Here is a 17,192-nt window from a genome sequence, read left to right on the forward strand (position 1 = left end):
GGAAAATTCCCAATCTTCTTAATAATAATGTCTAGCAGACATGTGCTATTCAAATAAGGGAGGCTCTCCGCTATGGAAAAAGGAGAATTGTTATACGAAGGCAAAGCCAAAAAGGTTTATCAAACAAACGATGAAAATATCGTCTGGATTGAATACAAAGATTCTGCAACAGCCTTTAATGGTGAGAAAAAAGCAAGCATCAGCGGCAAGGGCCGTTTGAATAACGAGATTACGAGTTTGCTTTTTTCAAAGCTTCATGACCTGGGAATTGAATCTCACTTTATTGAAAGACTTTCAGAGACTGAGCAGCTTGTTAAAAAGGTGGATATCATTCCGCTCGAAACAGTGGTCCGCAATGTTGCAGCGGGGAGCTTTTCTAAGAGATTGGGAGTTGTAGAAGGGAAAGAGTTACCGAGGCCGATTGTTGAATTCTACTACAAAGATGACGAGCTCGGTGATCCGCTGCTGACAGAAGATCATATTGAAGTTCTTCAGCTGGCTGATAAAAAGGAAGCAGCCCTTTTACAGGAAAAGGCACTTCAGGTTAATGCCATTTTAAGAGACTTTTTCAAAGACCTCGGCATTAAATTAGTAGATTTTAAGCTGGAGTTTGGTAAAGATGAATCAGGACAAATTCTGCTGGCTGATGAGATTTCGCCAGATACTTGCAGGCTTTGGGATATTGAAACAAATGAAAAGCTGGATAAAGATGTTTTCCGCAGAGACCTTGGAAATTTAACAGATGCTTATGAAAATATTTTAGCTCGACTGGGAGGCCAAACAGTATGTACAAAGTAAAAGTTTTCGTCACATTAAGAGAAAGTGTTCTAGATCCTCAAGGAACAGTTGTAAAAAATTCTCTGCATTCCATGAATTACAGCGAAGTGTCTGATGTGCGCATTGGAAAATACATGGAACTGATAGTGGATAAAAGCGACCGTCCTGTTGAAGAAGCTGTGAAGGAAATGTGTGAGCGCTTATTAGCTAATGTAGTGATTGAAGATTACCGCTTTGAAATTGAGGAGGCTGTTGCTCAGTGAAGTTTGCTGTGATCGTATTTCCAGGGTCTAATTGTGACATCGACATGTACCATGCAGTAAAGGATGAGCTTGGAGCGGAAGCCGAATATGTCTGGCATGACGCGGAAAGTTTAGACGAATATGACGGGATTCTTCTTCCCGGCGGTTTCTCTTACGGAGATTATCTCCGTTCGGGTGCTGTCGCACGCTTCAGTAATGTCATGAAAGAAGTTGTTAAAGCGGCTGAAGCAGGAAAGCCGATCCTGGGCGTCTGCAATGGATTTCAAATCCTTCTTGAAGCTGGTCTTTTGCCTGGGGCAATGAGAAGAAACGATAGCCTGAAATTCATCTGCCGCACCGTGGAGTTACGGGTTGAAAACAATGAGACCATGTTTTCATCTGCATATGAGAAGGATGAAGTAATCAATATTCCGATCGCCCATGGTGAAGGAAACTATTATTGTGATGAAGCTGTTCTAGCTGAATTGAAGAAAAATAACCAAATCGTTTTTACTTACAATGGAACGAATCCAAATGGCAGCCTGGAAAACATCGCAGGCATTGTCAATGAAAAAGGAAATGTACTCGGCATGATGCCGCACCCTGAAAGAGCTGTTGATGAGCTTTTAGGGGGAGCAGATGGCCTGAAACTTTTTCAATCAATCGTAAAACAATGGAGGGAAGCACATGTCGTTAATGCTTGAGCCAAGTCCGGAACAGTTAAAGGCACAGAAGGTATACAAAGAAATGGGTTTGTCTGATGACGAATTTGCGATGATTGAAAAGATTATCGGGCGTTTGCCAAATTACACAGAAATCGGTTTGTTTTCGGTTATGTGGTCAGAGCATTGCAGCTATAAAAACTCAAAGCCCGTTTTAAGCAAATTTCCGACAACAGGAGAGAAAGTACTTCAGGGACCAGGGGAAGGAGCTGGAATTGTTGATATCGGCGATGGGCAAGCAGTTGTTTTTAAAATTGAAAGCCACAACCATCCGTCTGCAATCGAGCCTTACCAGGGGGCAGCAACAGGTGTCGGCGGGATTATCCGCGATGTATTTTCAATGGGAGCAAGACCGGTCGCGCTCCTCAACTCTTTACGCTTTGGAGAATTGGATACTCCTCGTGTACGGTACCTTTTTAAAGAAGTAGTCGCAGGCATTGCAGGTTACGGAAACTGCATCGGCATTCCAACAGTTGGGGGAGAAGTGCAGTTTGATTCTTCCTATGAAGGAAATCCGCTTGTAAACGCTATGTGTGTCGGCTTAATCGACCATAAGGATATTAAAAAAGGCCAGGCCCATGGAGTAGGCAACACAGTCATGTATGTTGGAGCAAAAACCGGCCGTGACGGTATCCATGGTGCTACTTTTGCATCTGAAGAATTAACAGACCAATCAGAATCAAAACGCCCGGCTGTCCAGGTTGGCGATCCATTCATGGAAAAGCTTCTGCTAGAGGCATGCCTTGAACTGGTCCAGTCTGACGCGCTTGTCGGCATTCAGGATATGGGAGCTGCCGGTCTGACAAGCTCTTCTGCTGAGATGGCCAGCAAAGCGGGATCCGGAATTGAAATGAATCTTGACCTTGTTCCTCAAAGGGAAACAGGCATGACTGCATATGAAATGATGCTTTCCGAGTCTCAGGAGAGAATGCTGATTGTCGTGAAAAAAGGACGCGAGCAGGAGATCGTTGATTTATTTTCCAAGTATGGCCTTGAAGCAGTATCTATCGGCAAGGTAACCGATGATAAAATGCTCCGCCTGACTCATCAGGGAGAAGTGGTAGCAGAGCTGCCGGTAGATGCGCTTGCAGAGGATGCGCCGGTTTATCATAAGCCATCAAGCGAGCCGGAATATTTCCGCGAATTTCAGGCAATGGAAAATGAAGTTCCTGCGGTTGAAGATTATAAAGAAACATTGGTAAAGCTCCTTCAGCAGCCGACAATCGCCAGCAAGGAATGGGTTTATGACCAGTATGACTATATGGTCCGCACGAATACAGTAGTGGCACCTGGATCAGATGCTGCAGTCATTCGCATCCGCGGCACCCGCAAAGGATTGGCCATGACGACAGACTGTAATTCACGTTATATGTATCTTGATCCTGAAACAGGCGGAAAAATTGCTGTGGCTGAAGCAGCAAGAAATATCATTTGCTCCGGCGGTCAGCCATTGGCGATAACAGATAATCTTAACTTCGGAAACCCGGAGAAGCCTGAAATCTTCTGGCAAATCGAAAAAGCGGCAGATGGAATCAGTGAAGCATGCCGCACATTGAATACGCCAGTTATCGGCGGAAACGTCTCTTTATATAACGAAACAAATGGAACAGCTATCTACCCAACACCTGTCATTGGAATGGTCGGGCTTGTTGATGACATTGATCATGTTACAACACAATCATTTAAAGCAGCTGGTGATCTTATTTATCTGGTAGGCGAAACAAAGGATGAGTTCGGCGGCAGTGAGCTGCAGAAGATGACATACGGCAAGATTTTTGGAAAAGCGCCTGAACTTGATCTCGAAAAAGAAGAAAAGGCACAGGAACAAATTTTAAAAGCTATTCGTTCGGGACTTGTTGCATCTGCCCATGATGTGGCAGAAGGCGGTTTAGCGGTAGCAGCTGCGGAAAGCCTGATTGGTTCAACAGGTCTGGGAGCGGATATCAAGGTAAAAGGAAATGCGACTTCAGCTTTATTCAGTGAATCACAATCCCGTTTCTTGCTATCTGTCAAAAAAGAAAACCAGGAAGTATTTGAAAGTTTAGTAGACGCGACATTAATCGGTGAAGTAACAGAAGCACCTATACTTTATATCTCCAATGAAGAGGGCCTATTGCTTGCTGAACAGGTTGACGTTCTAAAGCAGGCCTGGAAAGGGGCTATCCCATGCTTGCTGAAATAAGAGGACTGAATGAAGAGTGCGGTGTTTTTGGAATCTGGGGGCATCAGGATGCTTCCCAGATCACGTATTACGGGCTTCATAGTCTGCAGCACCGCGGCCAGGAAGGCACGGGAATGGTTGTTACCGATGGCAAAAAGCTGAAAGGCATAAAAGGTGAGGGGCTAGTAACGGAAATTTTCACTGCAGATGCCATGAAGGAACTGGAAGGAAAAGCAGCAATCGGACATGTACGCTATGCGACTGCCGGCGGGGGCGGATATGAAAATGTCCAGCCTCTGCTATTCAACTCACAAAGCGGAAGTCTTGCACTTTGCCATAATGGAAACCTGGTGAATGCGACTGCATTGAAGCATCAGCTTGAAGGACAGGGAAGCATTTTTCAAACGAGCTCGGATACAGAGGTGCTGGCTCACTTAATTAAGCGTGCAGGCTTCTCTTCACTTAAGGACCGTGTCAAAAATGCTTTATCCATGATTAAAGGAGCTTATGCTTTTCTGATCATGACCGAAACAGAACTGATGGTTGCGCTGGATCCGAACGGCATGAGGCCGCTCTCGCTTGGCAAAATCGGCGATGCTTATGCGGTTGCATCTGAAACATGTGCTTTTGATGTTGTCGGTGCAGAGTATATCCGCGATATCCTGCCAGGAGAACTGCTGATTATTGACGACAATGGATTCCGTTCTGAAATGTTTGCAATGGCCTCTAATATTGCAATGTGCACTATGGAATATGTTTATTTTTCCCGTCCGGACAGTAATATCAACGGGATCAACGTTCATACAGCCCGGAAAAACCTTGGAAAGCAGCTTGCCTTTGAGGCGCCAGTTGAAGGGGACGTCGTTACGGGCGTACCTGACTCAAGCATCTCTGTCGCGATTGGCTATGCTGAAGCTACAGGCATTCCATATGAGATGGGCTTGATAAAAAACCGCTATGTTGGCCGGACTTTTATCCAGCCATCCCAATCGCTGCGTGAGCAGGGTGTAAAAATGAAGCTGTCTCCGGTACGCGGAGTTGTAGAGGGCAAGAGAGTCATCATGGTGGACGACTCGATCGTTCGAGGAACAACAAGCAGACGGATCGTCACAATGCTGAAAGAAGCAGGAGCTACAGAAGTGCATGTGCTTATCAGTTCACCGCCAATTAAAAATCCATGTTTCTATGGAATCGACACATCAACAAAGGAAGAATTGATTGCCGGCAATCATTCAGTTGAGGAAATAAGAGAAATCATTGGTGCGGACACACTTACCTTTTTAAGTGCAGAGGGCATGGTCAAAGCAATCGGCCGAAAAGACGGACAATGCCTGGCATGCTTTACAGGCCAGTATCCGACGGAGATTTATCCAAGCACTTTGCATCCTTATGAAAAGGTATAAATATGAAACTTGGCCGGTATTTTGCTCTTTTTGGCCGGTAAATATAAAGAATTAACCGGTAAATCATCATTTTTGACCGGTAAAAGCACAATGTTGGCCGATAAAATACAAAATCGGCCTTTATTTTTCCAACCAAGAGGTGAAAAGGAATGGCAAATGCATATAAACAGGCCGGAGTAGATATTGAAGCTGGCTATGAAGCAGTTTCCCGCATGAAAAAGCACGTACAGAAGACGATTCGTCCTGGTGTGCTTGGCGGTTTGGGCGGATTTGGCGGCATGTTCGATCTATCTGAACTTAACCTGAAGGAACCGGTTTTAGTATCAGGTACAGATGGTGTCGGCACGAAGCTGATGCTCGCTTTTATGATGGATAAGCATGACACGATTGGGATTGATGCGGTCGCAATGTGTGTAAATGATATTGTTGTACAGGGAGCGGAACCTCTTTATTTCTTGGATTATATCGCCTGCGGAAAAGCGGCGCCTGAACGGATTGAAGCGATTGTGAAAGGAATTGCGGATGGCTGCGAACAGGCAGGATGCGCACTCGTAGGCGGTGAAACAGCTGAGATGCCTGGCATGTACAGTGAGGAGGAATATGACCTTGCCGGCTTTGCGGTCGGTGCCTGTGAAAAATCCAGCCTGATTAATGGTTCCGATATTAAAGCTGGAGATGTACTGATTGGGCTTGCATCCAGCGGAATTCACAGCAATGGCTACTCACTTGTCAGAAAGCTGTTTTTTGAAAAAGCGAATCTGTCCTTGACAGATCATGTAGAAGAATTAGGCTGCACTTTAGGGGAAGAGCTGCTTCGCCCTACAAAAATTTATGTAAAGCCGCTTCTATCAGCTATGAAGCAATTCAAGCTGAAGGGCATGGCGCATATTACCGGAGGCGGATTTATTGAAAATATCCCCCGCATGCTGCCTGAAGGTCTTGGCGCCCAGCTTAGTGAAAGCAATTGGGAAGTGCCGCCTGTGTTCACGCTTATGGAGAAGATCGGCGGACTGGAACGCAAAGAAATGTACAACATTTTTAATATGGGAACAGGCATGGTGATTGCAGCGGATAAAGAAAATGCTGATAAACTAATCACCTATTTTAATGATATCGGAGAAAAATCCTATCTAATGGGGACAGTGACGGATCAGGAAGGAATTGAAATTCTGTAACTTGGAGGAAGTCATGAAAAAAATCGCAGTGTTTGCTTCCGGAAGCGGAACGAACTTTCAGGCCATTGCCGATGCTGTAAAAAAAGGTGATTTGCAGGCTGAGATCGTCTTGTTTGTCTGTGATCGGCCAGGTGCATACAGCACACAGCGTGCACAAAACGAACAGGTTCCGCAGTTTGTTTTTTCAGCTAAAGACTATGCTGGCAAAGCAGAGTATGAAAGAGCGATTTTGCAAAGGCTGAAGGAGAGCGGCGCCGAGTATATTATTCTCGCAGGCTACATGAGACTGATCGGCCCGACGCTTTTGAAAGAGTTTGAAGGCAGGATTATTAATATCCATCCTTCTCTTCTTCCTGCTTTTCCTGGTAAGGATGCAATTGGCCAAGCGTTATCTGCCAATGTGAAGGTAAGCGGTGTAACGGTTCATTTTGTCGATGAAGGTATGGATACTGGGCCGATTATTGCTCAAGCGGTAGTTGATATAAGTGCGGGTGAAACGCTGGATAGCCTTCAAAAGAAGATACATGAAGTCGAGCACAAACTTTATCCGCAGGTTTTGCAAAATCTTTTCTATGCTAAAATGGTAGAGAACTAAAGTGTATCATTCAACAGAGACAGGGGGAGCGAACATGAAGAAACGTGCATTAATCAGTGTTTCCGATAAAAATGGCATAACAGAATTTGCCGAGCAGTTAAGCGAACTGGGTTTTGAAATTATCTCAACAGGCGGTACAAAAAAAGCGCTGGAAGAGAGTGGAGTCCCCGTTATCGGAGTAAGTGATGTGACAGGCTTTCCGGAAATTTTGGAAGGGCGTGTGAAAACATTAAATCCAATGATTCATGGCGGGCTGCTGGCAAAGCATGGCGAACCAGGCCACAAACAGCAGCTTGAGGAGCATGGAATCCAGCCTATCCAGGTTGTGTGCGTGAATTTGTATCCGTTCCAGCAAACTATCGCTAAGCCAGATGTGACAGTAGAGGATGCGATAGAGAATATTGATATCGGCGGCCCGGCCATGCTGCGTGCCTCCGCCAAAAACCATGACTATGTAACGGTTGTGGTGGATCCGGCCGATTATGAAACAGTTCTTTCACAGCTAAAAGAAACCGGAGAGGTTCAAAAGGAAACCCGCCGCAGACTCGCTGCAAAGGTTTTCCGCCATACTGCTTCCTATGATGCGATGATCGCTGAATATATGACAGATTTGGCAAATGAAGAAACACCTGAAAAATTAACGGTTACGTATGAACTGAAGCAAACATTGAGATACGGGGAAAATCCGCATCAAAAGGCTGCCTTTTACCGCAAGCCGCTTGGTTCTGAATTTTCGATTGCTAACGCTGAACAGCTTCACGGCAAGGAATTATCCTACAACAATATCAATGATGCAGATGCAGCTCTCCAAATAGTAAAGGAATTCTCAGAGCCTGCAGCGGTTGCAGTTAAGCATATGAATCCTTGCGGAGTGGGGACTGGGGAAAATGTATTCGAAGCTTTTTCAAAAGCTTTCGAGGCGGACCCTGTATCAATCTTTGGCGGCATTATTGCCCTGAACAGGGAAGTAGACGCTGAGACAGCGAAAAAGCTATATGAAATCTTCCTTGAAATCATCATTGCACCTTCCTTCTCAAATGAAGCGCTTGAGATTTTAAAAGGGAAAAAGAATCTGCGCCTGCTGACTATTCCTTTTGAAGGCAAAAAGAAAGCGGAGATGAGATTGTCCGCCATTGAAGGCGGCTTGCTGACGCAGGAATATGATCTATTCACCCTTGATAATGCAGAAGTAAAAGTTCCGACCAAGAGAGAGCCAACAGAAGAAGAGTGGAAAGCATTGAAGCTGGGCTGGAAAGTTGTGAAGCATGTAAAATCCAATGCCATTGTCGTAAATGATGCAAATATGACACTTGGGGTCGGTGCCGGGCAGATGAACCGCGTAGGCTCTGCCAAAATTGCGCTTGAGCAGGCCGGTGAAAAAGCGAACGGAGCTGTACTGGCATCCGATGCCTTTTTCCCAATGAACGATACAGTTGAAACGGCAGCCAAAGCAGGCATCACAGCCATCATCCAGCCGGGAGGCTCAATCCGTGATGAGGATTCCATCAAAAAGGCTGATGAGTACGGAATTGCAATGGTCTTTACAGGCGTACGTCATTTTAAACATTAATCGAAAAGCGGAAGCGCCTCGATCAGGGGCGACAAGCATAAGACGAGCTGTCGGAAAGGTGGCCCTTTACCTTTTTGACAGGTTGGCTTATGACCTCGAGCCCCTAGGCGCTGGAGCTGGACAATACGAAAAGCGGAAGCGCCTCGATCAGGGGCCTTGCTATTATAGCTGACATTTTTACGGAGGTGGGCGTAATGAAGGTATTGGTTATAGGAAGAGGCGGCCGAGAGCATGCAATTTGCTGGAAGATGAATCAAAGCCCTTCAGTGAAACAGGTTTTTGCGGCTCCAGGAAATCCGGGAATGGAAGATTCAGCTCAAGCGGTTGCCATCCAGGAACATGAACAGGAAAAACTTGTGCAGTTTGCTCAGGATAATGAAATCGAATTGACTGTAATCGGGCCGGAAGTGCCGCTGCTTGAGGGGCTGGCTGACCGATTTGAAGAAGCCGGGTTAAAGGTATTTGGGCCGAGAAAAGCAGCAGCCGAAATTGAAGGCAGCAAGTCCTTTGCCAAGGAGCTAATGAAGAAATATGCTATCCCCACTGCCGAATATGGGGTATTCAGCAACTATGAAGAAGCGAAAGCCTATATTGAAGCAAAAGGCGCTCCCATTGTTCTTAAAGCAGATGGCCTTGCAGCCGGAAAAGGCGTAATAGTGGCCATGACTATGCAGGAAGCATTGTCTGGGATTGAGGAACTTTTATTGAATGAAAAGTTTGGCCAAGCTTCTTCAACGGTTGTAATTGAAGAATTCCTTGAAGGCGAAGAATTTTCCTTAATGGCCTTTGTGAACGGTGAAACGGTGATTCCGCTAGAAATTGCACAGGACCACAAGCGTGCCTATGATGGAGACCAGGGACCGAATACTGGCGGAATGGGGGCTTATTCACCGGTACCGCATATTGGTGATGAAACAGTTGCAGCGGCTGTTGAACATGTTTTGAAGCCGGCAGCAAAAGCAATGATTCAGGAAGGCCGAAGTTTTACCGGTATCCTGTATGCAGGTCTGATCAAAACAACAGCAGGCCCGAAGGTAATTGAATTTAATGCCCGTTTTGGAGATCCTGAAACACAGGTGATTTTACCCCGCATGAAGTCGGATCTGGCGGGAGTAATGCTGGCAGTCCTAAAAGGGGAACAGCCTGAAATCGAGTGGGATAAGGAAGCAATCGTCGGAGTGGTTGCTGCTTCTAAAGGCTACCCTGAAGCTTATGAAAAAGGAGCCGTTCTGAATGGGCTTCAATCACTTACAAATGTCTCCGTCTTCCATGCCGGCACTGATCGAAACAGCTCAGGTGAGTATGTGACAAATGGAGGCCGCGTGCTGCTGGCAGGCGCTAAAGCTCCTACTCTGAAAGAAGCACAGCAAAAGGTATATTCCGAACTCGAAAATCTTCAGTGTGAAGGTGTATTCTACCGCAAAGATATTGCCGATAAAGCTATCGCGCACGTCCTTTCTTAGTCTTCCGGATATACACAAACAGGAGTGCTACAATGCTTCCAATTATTGCTGCCAGGACGAACGTCATATCCATTACGTATTCCCAAAACATATTGTCAGCTCCTTTCAATTTTCCAGCCCCCATATAGGGAGCTGGATTTTTTAAGAAATTTAAGATGGATTATACGGGAGAATTTCCTCAACAGCATCATCATTATTGTGATTGCCATCCTGCTTTCGCTTTTCCTGAACCATGTCCTGGCCTCTTTCAAAAAGAGCTGTCAAAGGGCAAAAGCGGACAATTCCCTCTGCCACCTTCATGCCGCCCAGCATGGCCATCATGAGGTAAGAGTCCCGCCAAGGTCTTTTCACAAGCTTTGAAGTGCTCCAGGCTAAGACAGTTAATCCGACTGTTATGCGTATTAAGGCATTTACTATGCCGATATTTGGTTTTACATTCATGGTTGTGTCACCACTTTCACAAAAATTTTACAATCTTTTACTGATTCTTTAATGCGTTAAACAGTGAAATATGTTACTATAAAAAACAAGAGAAATGAAAGGGCTTTCTTTATTGATTTATAGCCATTTCACTCATTGATTTTATTCTAAAAACAGAGTCTTTTATATATAGATATCAACAAGGGAGGGAGTATGGTGCTGGAACAGCGTTACCGTTGGAAAAACAGACACTTGCGTGAACATGTTTCCGTATTGGACGGAAAACTGTCACCGACGATATTACTAAAGAACGCCCGTTATCTTAATCAGGCACTTCGCAAATGGATAACAGCAAATATATGGATTTATGGCGACCGTATTGTTTATGTGGGCGAAAAGCTGCCGGAAAAAATAGAACAGTGTGAGGTCGTTGATTGTACGGGACTCACGCTGGTTCCTGGATATATTGAACCGCATGCCCATCCATTTCAATTATATAATCCCCATTCCCTGGCGAGCTATGCATCGCAGTTTGGTACAACAACCCTGATTAATGACAATATGGTCCTTGCTTTACAGCAGGATAAAAAGAAAGCGTTTTCTTTCCTGAAGGAAATGAGAAACATGCCTGCAACAACTTATTGGTGGTGCCGATTTGATGCACAAACGGAAATCCAGCATGAAGAATCCGTTTTTTCGCATGGGAACGTTAAATCATGGCTTGAGCATGATGCCGTGCTTCAGGGAGGAGAGCTTACAGGCTGGCCGAAGCTTTTGGATGGCGATGATATGATGCTTCATTGGATTCAGGAGACTAAGCGGATGAGGAAAAAGATTGAAGGCCATTTTCCTGGGGCATCCGAAAAAACGCTGGCAAAGCTCATGCTGCTTGGTGCTGATTGCGACCATGAGTCGATGACGGGAAAGGATATTTACAATCGTCTTTTACAGGGATATACCGTATCTCTCAGATATTCTTCCATCCGTCCCGATTTGCCGGTTTTATTGGACGAGATGCATGAAATCGGCATTGATCAATATGATCGGATGATCTTCACAACAGACGGTTCCTTTTCCTCCTTCTATGAACAGGGAATTATTGACCATATGATCCGCATTGCCATAGATAAAGGAGTGCCGGTAATTGATGCTTATAACATGGCTACCATTAATGTGGCCCGTCATTATGGAATCGATTATTTACATGGCTCCATTGCGACAGGAAGGGTGGCCAATATTAATTTTCTGTCAGATGAAAAAGAACCAACTCCATTATCTGTTATTGCCAAAGGGGAGTGGGTGAAAAGAGATGGTGAAAACCTGCACGCCTATAAGCCTGTAGAATGGGGAGAATACGGCTTCGAACCGCTGGATATTGATTGGGAGCTAACTGCTGATGATATGCAATTCTCCATGCCTTTCGGGATAAAACTGGAGAATGCAGTTATTACGAAGCCCTACTCCATCACGATTGACGTTTCATCCGAAGAACTGGAGAAAGACCATGATGAATGTTTCTTCATGCTTGTTGACCGGAATGGACACTGGCGCATAAATACGATACTAAAAGGGTTCTCGAAAAGCCTGGATGGAATGGCAAGTTCTTTTTCCAATACCGGTGACATTATCTTAATTGGAAAAAGAAAACAGGAAATGCTGAATGCTTTTAACCGGCTGAAAGAAATTGGCGGAGGCATTGTCATATCAGAAGGTGGAAGAATTGTCCAGGAGATGGAACTCCGCTTAAAGGGTGTGATGTCCCATAAAAATGTGGAGGAATTAATGGAGGAAGAAAAACAGCTTGTTCATTATTTGCGTGATCAAGGCTATAGACATGAAGATCCAATGTATACGCTGCTCTTTTTCTCTTCAACGCATCTGCCTTATATCAGGATTACTCAGCAGGGGATGTATGATGTAATGAATAAAACGGTACTCTTTCCAACGATAATGCGTTAAAATATAAAAGTATACTATATAATAGAGATAAAGACTGCTCAGTGGTGGAGCTAACATAGAACCTGCATCAAAGCAAAAAACACAGGGGTGCTAAATGCTAAAAAGATGGATAGCTGTATCAGCAGCGGCAATGCTTTTAGTCTCTGGCTGCAGCAAAGAAAAAACTGAAGAGCCTGAAAAACAAGATACGGAAAAAGCGGAAGAGGCTGCAAAAGGGGTAAGCTCTGAAAAAGAACTTCCATTTCACTATCCTCTCACAGGCTTCGGGTCGGAGGCTGAGGTGGATGGAAGGGCTGTAGCGGTGATGATCAATAATCATCCGAAAGCCCGTCCGCAATCCGGGCTTAACCAGGCTGATATCGTCTACGAATTGCTGGCAGAAGGGGACGTGACGCGTTTTCTTGCTATTTTTCAAAGTGAGCAGCCCGAAATGATAGGGCCGGTAAGAAGTTCAAGAGATTATTATATTGAGCTGGCGAAAGGCTATGACAGCCTCTACATTGCCCACGGCTATAGTCCGGAAGCCAAAGAATTGCTGGATCAGGGCTATATTGATAATCTGAATGGAATGCAGTATGACGGTACACTGTTTAAACGGGAAAGCTTCCGCCAGGCTCCTCATAATTCCTATATTTCATTCGAAAATGTGCTGAAGGGTGCAAAGGAAAGAAATTATGTGATGGAAAACGAACCGGAATCTCTGGCGTTTCTGTCGAAGGAAGATGCAAAGGCTATTCAGGGAGAGGATGCTGACTCTGCCATGATCTCCTATTTGGACAATGAATTATTCAATGTCATCTATGAGTATGATGCGGCACTGGAGAAATACAAAAGATATTCCAATGGCGAACTTACAGCTGATTACAAATCCGGCGAACCTGTATTGCTTGATAACATCTTCATTGCAGAAGCAGACCATAAAGTGGTTGACAGCGCGGGCCGCCGTGATATTAACTTAACTTCTGGGGGAAAAGGATACCTCCTGCAAAAAGGGAAAGTGACAGAAGTAAAATGGGAAAATATTGACGGGCGAATTCTTCCTGTATTAAATGGGAAACAGGCTGGCCTGGTGCCAGGAAAGACCTGGATCAACATCGTTCCATCAAGCATGGGCAATGAGCAAACGGTTTCCTTTGAAGCTAAACAATAATTATGTCAAAAACTATTACAATAAAGGGGTATGCAAATATATGCAAATTGATAAGCTAAGAGGCAAAGAACTGGATCAGTTATTTAAATCTGTTTTATCTTTAAATGACCTGGAAGAGTGCTATCGCTTTTTTGATGACTTATGCACAGTTAATGAAATACAGTCCCTGGCTCAGCGTCTGGAAGTGGCACGCATGCTTCGTGAAGGCAAAACCTATCATAAAATTGAAACAGATACGGGCGCAAGCACGGCAACCATTTCCCGCGTGAAGCGATGCCTCAACTATGGAAATGATGCCTATGAAATGGCACTGGAAAGAATCAAAGAAGAAGAACCTGAAAAAGCGTAAATATTCGTATTACTTAAACCGATGGGGCTGTTCCCGCGGTTTTTTTCTTTGTTTCCCCTAATAATTTTTTCCACCTCATAAAGACTTCCTGCTTTTCTTTTTTATTCACAATCTTAAATGATATAATGATGAAATGGAATGATAGAATGGAGGCAATTTTGCATGTATGATGTTCGCGAATGGAGCCACGTTTTTAAGCTCGATCCGGATAAAAATATATCAGATGAAAACCTGGAAATGATTTGTGAGTCTGGAACAGACGCGATTATTGTGGGCGGGACGGACGGAGTAACGCTGGAAAAGGTGCTGGATTTAATGGCACGCATCCGCCGATACACAGTCCCTTGTGTGCTGGAGGTTTCAACCATTGATTCAATTACCCCGGGCTTTGACTTATACTTTATCCCGACAGTCCTTAACAGCCGGGACGTGAAGTGGATTACAGGCCTTCACCAGGAGGCTGTAAAAGAATATGGGGATATCATGAATTGGGAAGAAATTCTGGTTCAGGGTTATTGCATCCTGAATGAAGATTGCAAAGCGGCACACGTTACCAATTCAAGGACAGATTTATCATTGGATGAGGTAAGGGCATATGCCATGATGGCTGAGAAGATGTTCAGCCTGCCAATCTTCTATCTGGAATACAGCGGAAAGTACGGAGACGCTGAAGTGGTCGCAGAGGTGAAAAATACGCTTGAAGAAACCGTATTATTTTACGGCGGCGGCATCATGAATGCCGAGCAGGCAAGTCAAATGGCTGAGCATGCGGACGTAATTGTGGTCGGAAATATTATTTACGATGATCTGCAGGCTGCATTGGCCACTGTCGAAGCTGTTCGTGCCTAATTCAGTTGCTGATGATTATAAAAAAAGATAAAATAGATATAAGAACATATGTTTCTATGGTGGTGAAGAGAAGAAATGCAATTTTTAACGAATAAATTATTGAACGGACTGAATCCGCAGCAGCAAAATGCGGTAAAAACAACTGACGGACCACTTCTTATAATGGCAGGAGCAGGAAGCGGAAAGACAAGAGTGCTTACCCACAGGATTGCTTACTTGATGGTAGAAAAGGGTGTGAACCCCTACAATATTCTGGCAATCACTTTTACAAACAAAGCAGCCCGTGAAATGCGTGACCGTATTCATAACATGATGGGCGGAGCTGCAGATGAAATCTGGATTTCGACGTTCCACTCCATGTGCGTTCGAATCTTAAGAAGAGATATTGACCGTATTGGCTATAACCGCAATTTCACGATTCTTGATTCAACAGATCAGCAATCGGTGATTAAATCAATCCTCAAGGATAAAAACCTGGATCCAAAGAAATTTGATCCGCGTGCTATCCTGGGGTCTATCAGCTCGGCAAAAAATGAATTGATTACCCCTGAAGAGTATGCGAAAACAGCAGGAGATTATATTCAGCAGGTTGCAAGTGATGTATATACAGAGTACCAAAAGAGACTAAGACGCAACCAGGCGCTTGATTTTGATGATCTTATTATGATCACGATTCAGCTGTTCCAGAGAGTGCCGGAAGTGCTTGAATATTATCAGCGCAAATTCCAGTATATTCATGTGGATGAGTACCAAGATACTAACAGAGCTCAGTATATGCTGGTCAAGCTTTTGGCAAGCCGTTTCAAGAATCTGTGTGTGGTCGGTGATTCCGATCAGTCCATCTATAAATGGCGCGGTGCGGACATAGCCAACATCCTTTCTTTTGAAAAGGATTATCCAAATGCACAGACTATTATGCTCGAACAAAATTACCGATCAACTAAAAGGATTCTGCTGGCTGCGAACGAAGTCATCAGCAAGAACCTCAACAGAAAGCCAAAAAACCTTTGGACTGAAAACGCAGAAGGCAATAAGATCTTCTACTATCGTGCCGACAGCGAGCAGGGAGAAGCGCAGTTTGTTGCAGGGAAAATTAAAGAATACATCAGCAGCGGCAAGCGAAGCTTTTCGGATATTGCTATCTTGTACCGCACAAACGCACAGTCCCGTGTAATGGAGGAAGTACTGTTAAAGTCGAACATTGAATATTCCATTGTCGGCGGTATCAAGTTCTACGACCGCAAAGAAATTAAGGACATCCTTGCTTACCTGCGTCTGATTGCAAATCCGGATGATGATATCAGCCTTCAGCGTGTCATCAATGTGCCAAAACGCGGAATCGGCTCCGGTTCCGTTGATAAAATCGCCAACTTTGCACAGCTTCACGAGATGAGCATGTTTGAAGCTCTTGAGTCCATTGAACTGATTGGCCTGAGCCCGAAAATTACAAAAGGGGCTATTGAATTCAGGGATTTGGTTAAAAACTATACACAAATGCAGGAATACTTATCTGTGACAGAACTTGTGGAAGAGCTGCTGGAGAAATCAGGCTACCGGGATATGCTCATTGCCGAGAAGTCCATTGAAGCCCAGAGCCGTCTGGAAAACATTGATGAATTCCTATCTGTTACAAAAAACTTTGAAGAAGCCAGCGAAGATAAATCGCTTATCGCATTTTTGACTGATCTGGCTCTTGTGGCTGACATTGATAAATTGGATGATGATGGGGAAAAAGCTGAATCAGTTGTGCTTATGACACTTCACTCAGCAAAAGGGCTAGAGTTCCCTGTTGTCTTTTTACTAGGTCTTGAAGAAGGTGTATTCCCGCACAGCCGTTCTCTAATGGAAGAATCGGAAATGGAAGAGGAGCGCCGTCTTGCTTATGTGGGAATCACGCGGGCAGAAGAGGAGCTTTACATTACGAATGCACAAATGCGTACTTTATTTGGACGCACGAATATGAATCCGCCATCCCGATTTATCAAAGAAATTCCTGCTGATTTGCTGGATGGGCTTGAACCTGCTAAAAAGCCGTCTCCATTTGGATCATCCCCGTTTGGATCTCCTTCAGCTTCAAGAGGAGCACAGCCTCAGCGGAAAGCGGTGGTTCGTCCATCTGCATCGAATACAGGCGGAGATGAAATTGACTGGAAAGTCGGCGACAAAGCCCAGCACGGAAAATGGGGTACAGGTACAGTTGTCAGTGTAAAAGGTTCCGGCGAAGGAACAGAACTGGATATTGCGTTCCCAAAACCAGTTGGCATTAAACGTCTGCTGGCCAAATTTGCACCGATTACAAAGGCGTAAATTTAGAGCAGCCTGCCAGGCATTTTTTAAAGGATTATAGAAAGGGTTGA

At 44.6% G+C, this 17,192-nt stretch carries 16 protein-coding genes; 14 read left to right on the forward strand and 2 right to left on the reverse strand.

All coding sequences use genetic code 11. The features are described 5' to 3' along the window. The first annotated feature begins 72 nt into the window (after window positions 1-72). From purC to purD, 9 genes are all read left to right on the forward strand, one after another. Window positions 73-798, forward strand: coding sequence for a phosphoribosylaminoimidazolesuccinocarboxamide synthase (purC, locus tag A361_RS01865; RefSeq protein ID WP_019382939.1), 726 nt, complete (start codon window positions 73-75; stop codon window positions 796-798). Beyond that, on the forward strand, window positions 786-1,040 hold the full coding sequence (gene purS, locus A361_RS01870; protein WP_019382938.1) for a phosphoribosylformylglycinamidine synthase subunit PurS: 255 nt from the start codon (window positions 786-788) through the stop codon (window positions 1,038-1,040). Before purC ends, purS begins: the two co-directional genes overlap by 13 nt. Next, a complete protein-coding gene (gene purQ, locus A361_RS01875; protein ID WP_019382937.1) occupies window positions 1,037-1,723 on the forward strand; it encodes a phosphoribosylformylglycinamidine synthase subunit PurQ in 687 nt (228 codons plus the stop codon). The genes purS and purQ overlap by 4 nt, the downstream gene beginning before the upstream one ends. After that, the gene (purL, locus tag A361_RS01880; RefSeq protein WP_019382936.1) at window positions 1,707-3,923 is read left to right on the forward strand and encodes a phosphoribosylformylglycinamidine synthase subunit PurL; all 2,217 of its coding nucleotides are present in this window, start codon (window positions 1,707-1,709) and stop codon (window positions 3,921-3,923) included. Before purQ ends, purL begins: the two co-directional genes overlap by 17 nt. After that, complete coding sequence (gene purF, locus A361_RS01885; protein ID WP_009336744.1) at window positions 3,908-5,305, forward strand: amidophosphoribosyltransferase; 1,398 nt, start codon at window positions 3,908-3,910, stop codon at window positions 5,303-5,305. The genes purL and purF overlap by 16 nt, the downstream gene beginning before the upstream one ends. A 149-nt stretch (window positions 5,306-5,454) precedes the next feature. Next, the gene (gene purM, locus A361_RS01890; protein WP_019382935.1) at window positions 5,455-6,480 is read left to right on the forward strand and encodes a phosphoribosylformylglycinamidine cyclo-ligase; all 1,026 of its coding nucleotides are present in this window, start codon (window positions 5,455-5,457) and stop codon (window positions 6,478-6,480) included. A 13-nt stretch (window positions 6,481-6,493) separates the two neighbouring features. Continuing rightward, window positions 6,494-7,075 carry a phosphoribosylglycinamide formyltransferase gene (gene purN, locus A361_RS01895; RefSeq protein ID WP_019382934.1) on the forward strand — a complete coding sequence of 194 codons (582 nt, stop codon included), beginning with the start codon at window positions 6,494-6,496 and terminating at the stop codon, window positions 7,073-7,075. 34 nt (window positions 7,076-7,109) lie between these two features. Continuing rightward, the gene (gene purH / locus A361_RS01900; protein ID WP_019382933.1) at window positions 7,110-8,645 is read left to right on the forward strand and encodes a bifunctional phosphoribosylaminoimidazolecarboxamide formyltransferase/IMP cyclohydrolase; all 1,536 of its coding nucleotides are present in this window, start codon (window positions 7,110-7,112) and stop codon (window positions 8,643-8,645) included. Between the two features lie 194 nt (window positions 8,646-8,839). After that, window positions 8,840-10,108: a phosphoribosylamine--glycine ligase gene (purD, locus tag A361_RS01905; protein WP_019382932.1), complete on the forward strand. Its 1,269-nt coding sequence runs from the start codon at window positions 8,840-8,842 to the stop codon at window positions 10,106-10,108. Here purD and A361_RS31360 read toward each other — a convergent pair. Both A361_RS31360 and A361_RS01910 read right to left on the reverse strand, forming a co-directional pair. Further along, entirely contained in the window at window positions 10,086-10,199 is a 114-nt protein-coding gene (locus tag A361_RS31360; protein ID WP_335582802.1) for an EYxxD motif small membrane protein, read from the reverse strand. The genes purD and A361_RS31360 overlap by 23 nt on opposite strands. A gap of 59 nt (window positions 10,200-10,258) precedes the next feature. After that, window positions 10,259-10,549: a YgaP family membrane protein gene (locus A361_RS01910; RefSeq protein WP_009336749.1), complete on the reverse strand. Its 291-nt coding sequence runs from the start codon at window positions 10,547-10,549 to the stop codon at window positions 10,259-10,261. A 195-nt stretch (window positions 10,550-10,744) separates the two neighbouring features. On the opposite strand from A361_RS01910, the gene A361_RS01915 reads away from it, so the two are divergent. The 5 genes from A361_RS01915 (at window position 10,745) to pcrA (ending at window position 17,142) form a co-directional block, all read left to right on the forward strand. Further along, window positions 10,745-12,487, forward strand: a complete 1,743-nt coding sequence (locus A361_RS01915) for an adenine deaminase C-terminal domain-containing protein (protein ID WP_026041806.1) — start codon at window positions 10,745-10,747, stop codon at window positions 12,485-12,487. 94 nt (window positions 12,488-12,581) lie between these two features. After that, entirely contained in the window at window positions 12,582-13,637 is a 1,056-nt protein-coding gene (locus A361_RS01920; protein WP_019382931.1) for a DUF3048 domain-containing protein, read from the forward strand. Between the two features lie 40 nt (window positions 13,638-13,677). Then, the gene (locus A361_RS01925) at window positions 13,678-13,986 is read left to right on the forward strand and encodes a YerC/YecD family TrpR-related protein (protein ID WP_019382930.1); all 309 of its coding nucleotides are present in this window, start codon (window positions 13,678-13,680) and stop codon (window positions 13,984-13,986) included. A 162-nt stretch (window positions 13,987-14,148) separates the two neighbouring features. Continuing rightward, window positions 14,149-14,835, forward strand: coding sequence for a heptaprenylglyceryl phosphate synthase (locus tag A361_RS01930; RefSeq protein ID WP_009336753.1), 687 nt, complete (start codon window positions 14,149-14,151; stop codon window positions 14,833-14,835). Between the two features lie 75 nt (window positions 14,836-14,910). Then, window positions 14,911-17,142: a DNA helicase PcrA gene (gene pcrA, locus A361_RS01935; protein WP_019382929.1), complete on the forward strand. Its 2,232-nt coding sequence runs from the start codon at window positions 14,911-14,913 to the stop codon at window positions 17,140-17,142. The last annotated feature ends 50 nt before the right edge of the window (window positions 17,143-17,192 follow it).

The sequence above is a fragment of the Cytobacillus oceanisediminis 2691 genome (assembly GCF_000294775.2).
GTDB lineage: Bacteria > Bacillota > Bacilli > Bacillales > Cytobacillaceae > Cytobacillus > Cytobacillus pseudoceanisediminis.

What these genes read in the sequence shown, in the direction of transcription:
- A361_RS01930 (WP_009336753.1), top strand. Translation starts at nt 14,149, where the DNA reads ATGTATGATGTTCGCGAATGGAGCCACGTTTTTAAGCTCGATCCGGAT.
- purN (WP_019382934.1), top strand. Translation starts at nt 6,494, where the DNA reads ATGAAAAAAATCGCAGTGTTTGCTTCCGGAAGCGGAACGAACTTTCAG.
- purL (WP_019382936.1), top strand. Translation starts at nt 1,707, where the DNA reads ATGTCGTTAATGCTTGAGCCAAGTCCGGAACAGTTAAAGGCACAGAAG.
- purM (WP_019382935.1), top strand. Translation starts at nt 5,455, where the DNA reads ATGGCAAATGCATATAAACAGGCCGGAGTAGATATTGAAGCTGGCTAT.
- purF (WP_009336744.1), top strand. Translation starts at nt 3,908, where the DNA reads ATGCTTGCTGAAATAAGAGGACTGAATGAAGAGTGCGGTGTTTTTGGA.
- pcrA (WP_019382929.1), top strand. Translation starts at nt 14,911, where the DNA reads ATGCAATTTTTAACGAATAAATTATTGAACGGACTGAATCCGCAGCAG.
- purH (WP_019382933.1), top strand. Translation starts at nt 7,110, where the DNA reads ATGAAGAAACGTGCATTAATCAGTGTTTCCGATAAAAATGGCATAACA.
- A361_RS31360 (WP_335582802.1), bottom strand. Translation starts at nt 10,199, where the DNA reads ATGTTTTGGGAATACGTAATGGATATGACGTTCGTCCTGGCAGCAATA.
- purD (WP_019382932.1), top strand. Translation starts at nt 8,840, where the DNA reads ATGAAGGTATTGGTTATAGGAAGAGGCGGCCGAGAGCATGCAATTTGC.
- A361_RS01925 (WP_019382930.1), top strand. Translation starts at nt 13,678, where the DNA reads ATGCAAATTGATAAGCTAAGAGGCAAAGAACTGGATCAGTTATTTAAA.
- purS (WP_019382938.1), top strand. Translation starts at nt 786, where the DNA reads ATGTACAAAGTAAAAGTTTTCGTCACATTAAGAGAAAGTGTTCTAGAT.
- A361_RS01910 (WP_009336749.1), bottom strand. Translation starts at nt 10,549, where the DNA reads ATGAATGTAAAACCAAATATCGGCATAGTAAATGCCTTAATACGCATA.
- A361_RS01920 (WP_019382931.1), top strand. Translation starts at nt 12,582, where the DNA reads ATGCTAAAAAGATGGATAGCTGTATCAGCAGCGGCAATGCTTTTAGTC.
- purC (WP_019382939.1), top strand. Translation starts at nt 73, where the DNA reads ATGGAAAAAGGAGAATTGTTATACGAAGGCAAAGCCAAAAAGGTTTAT.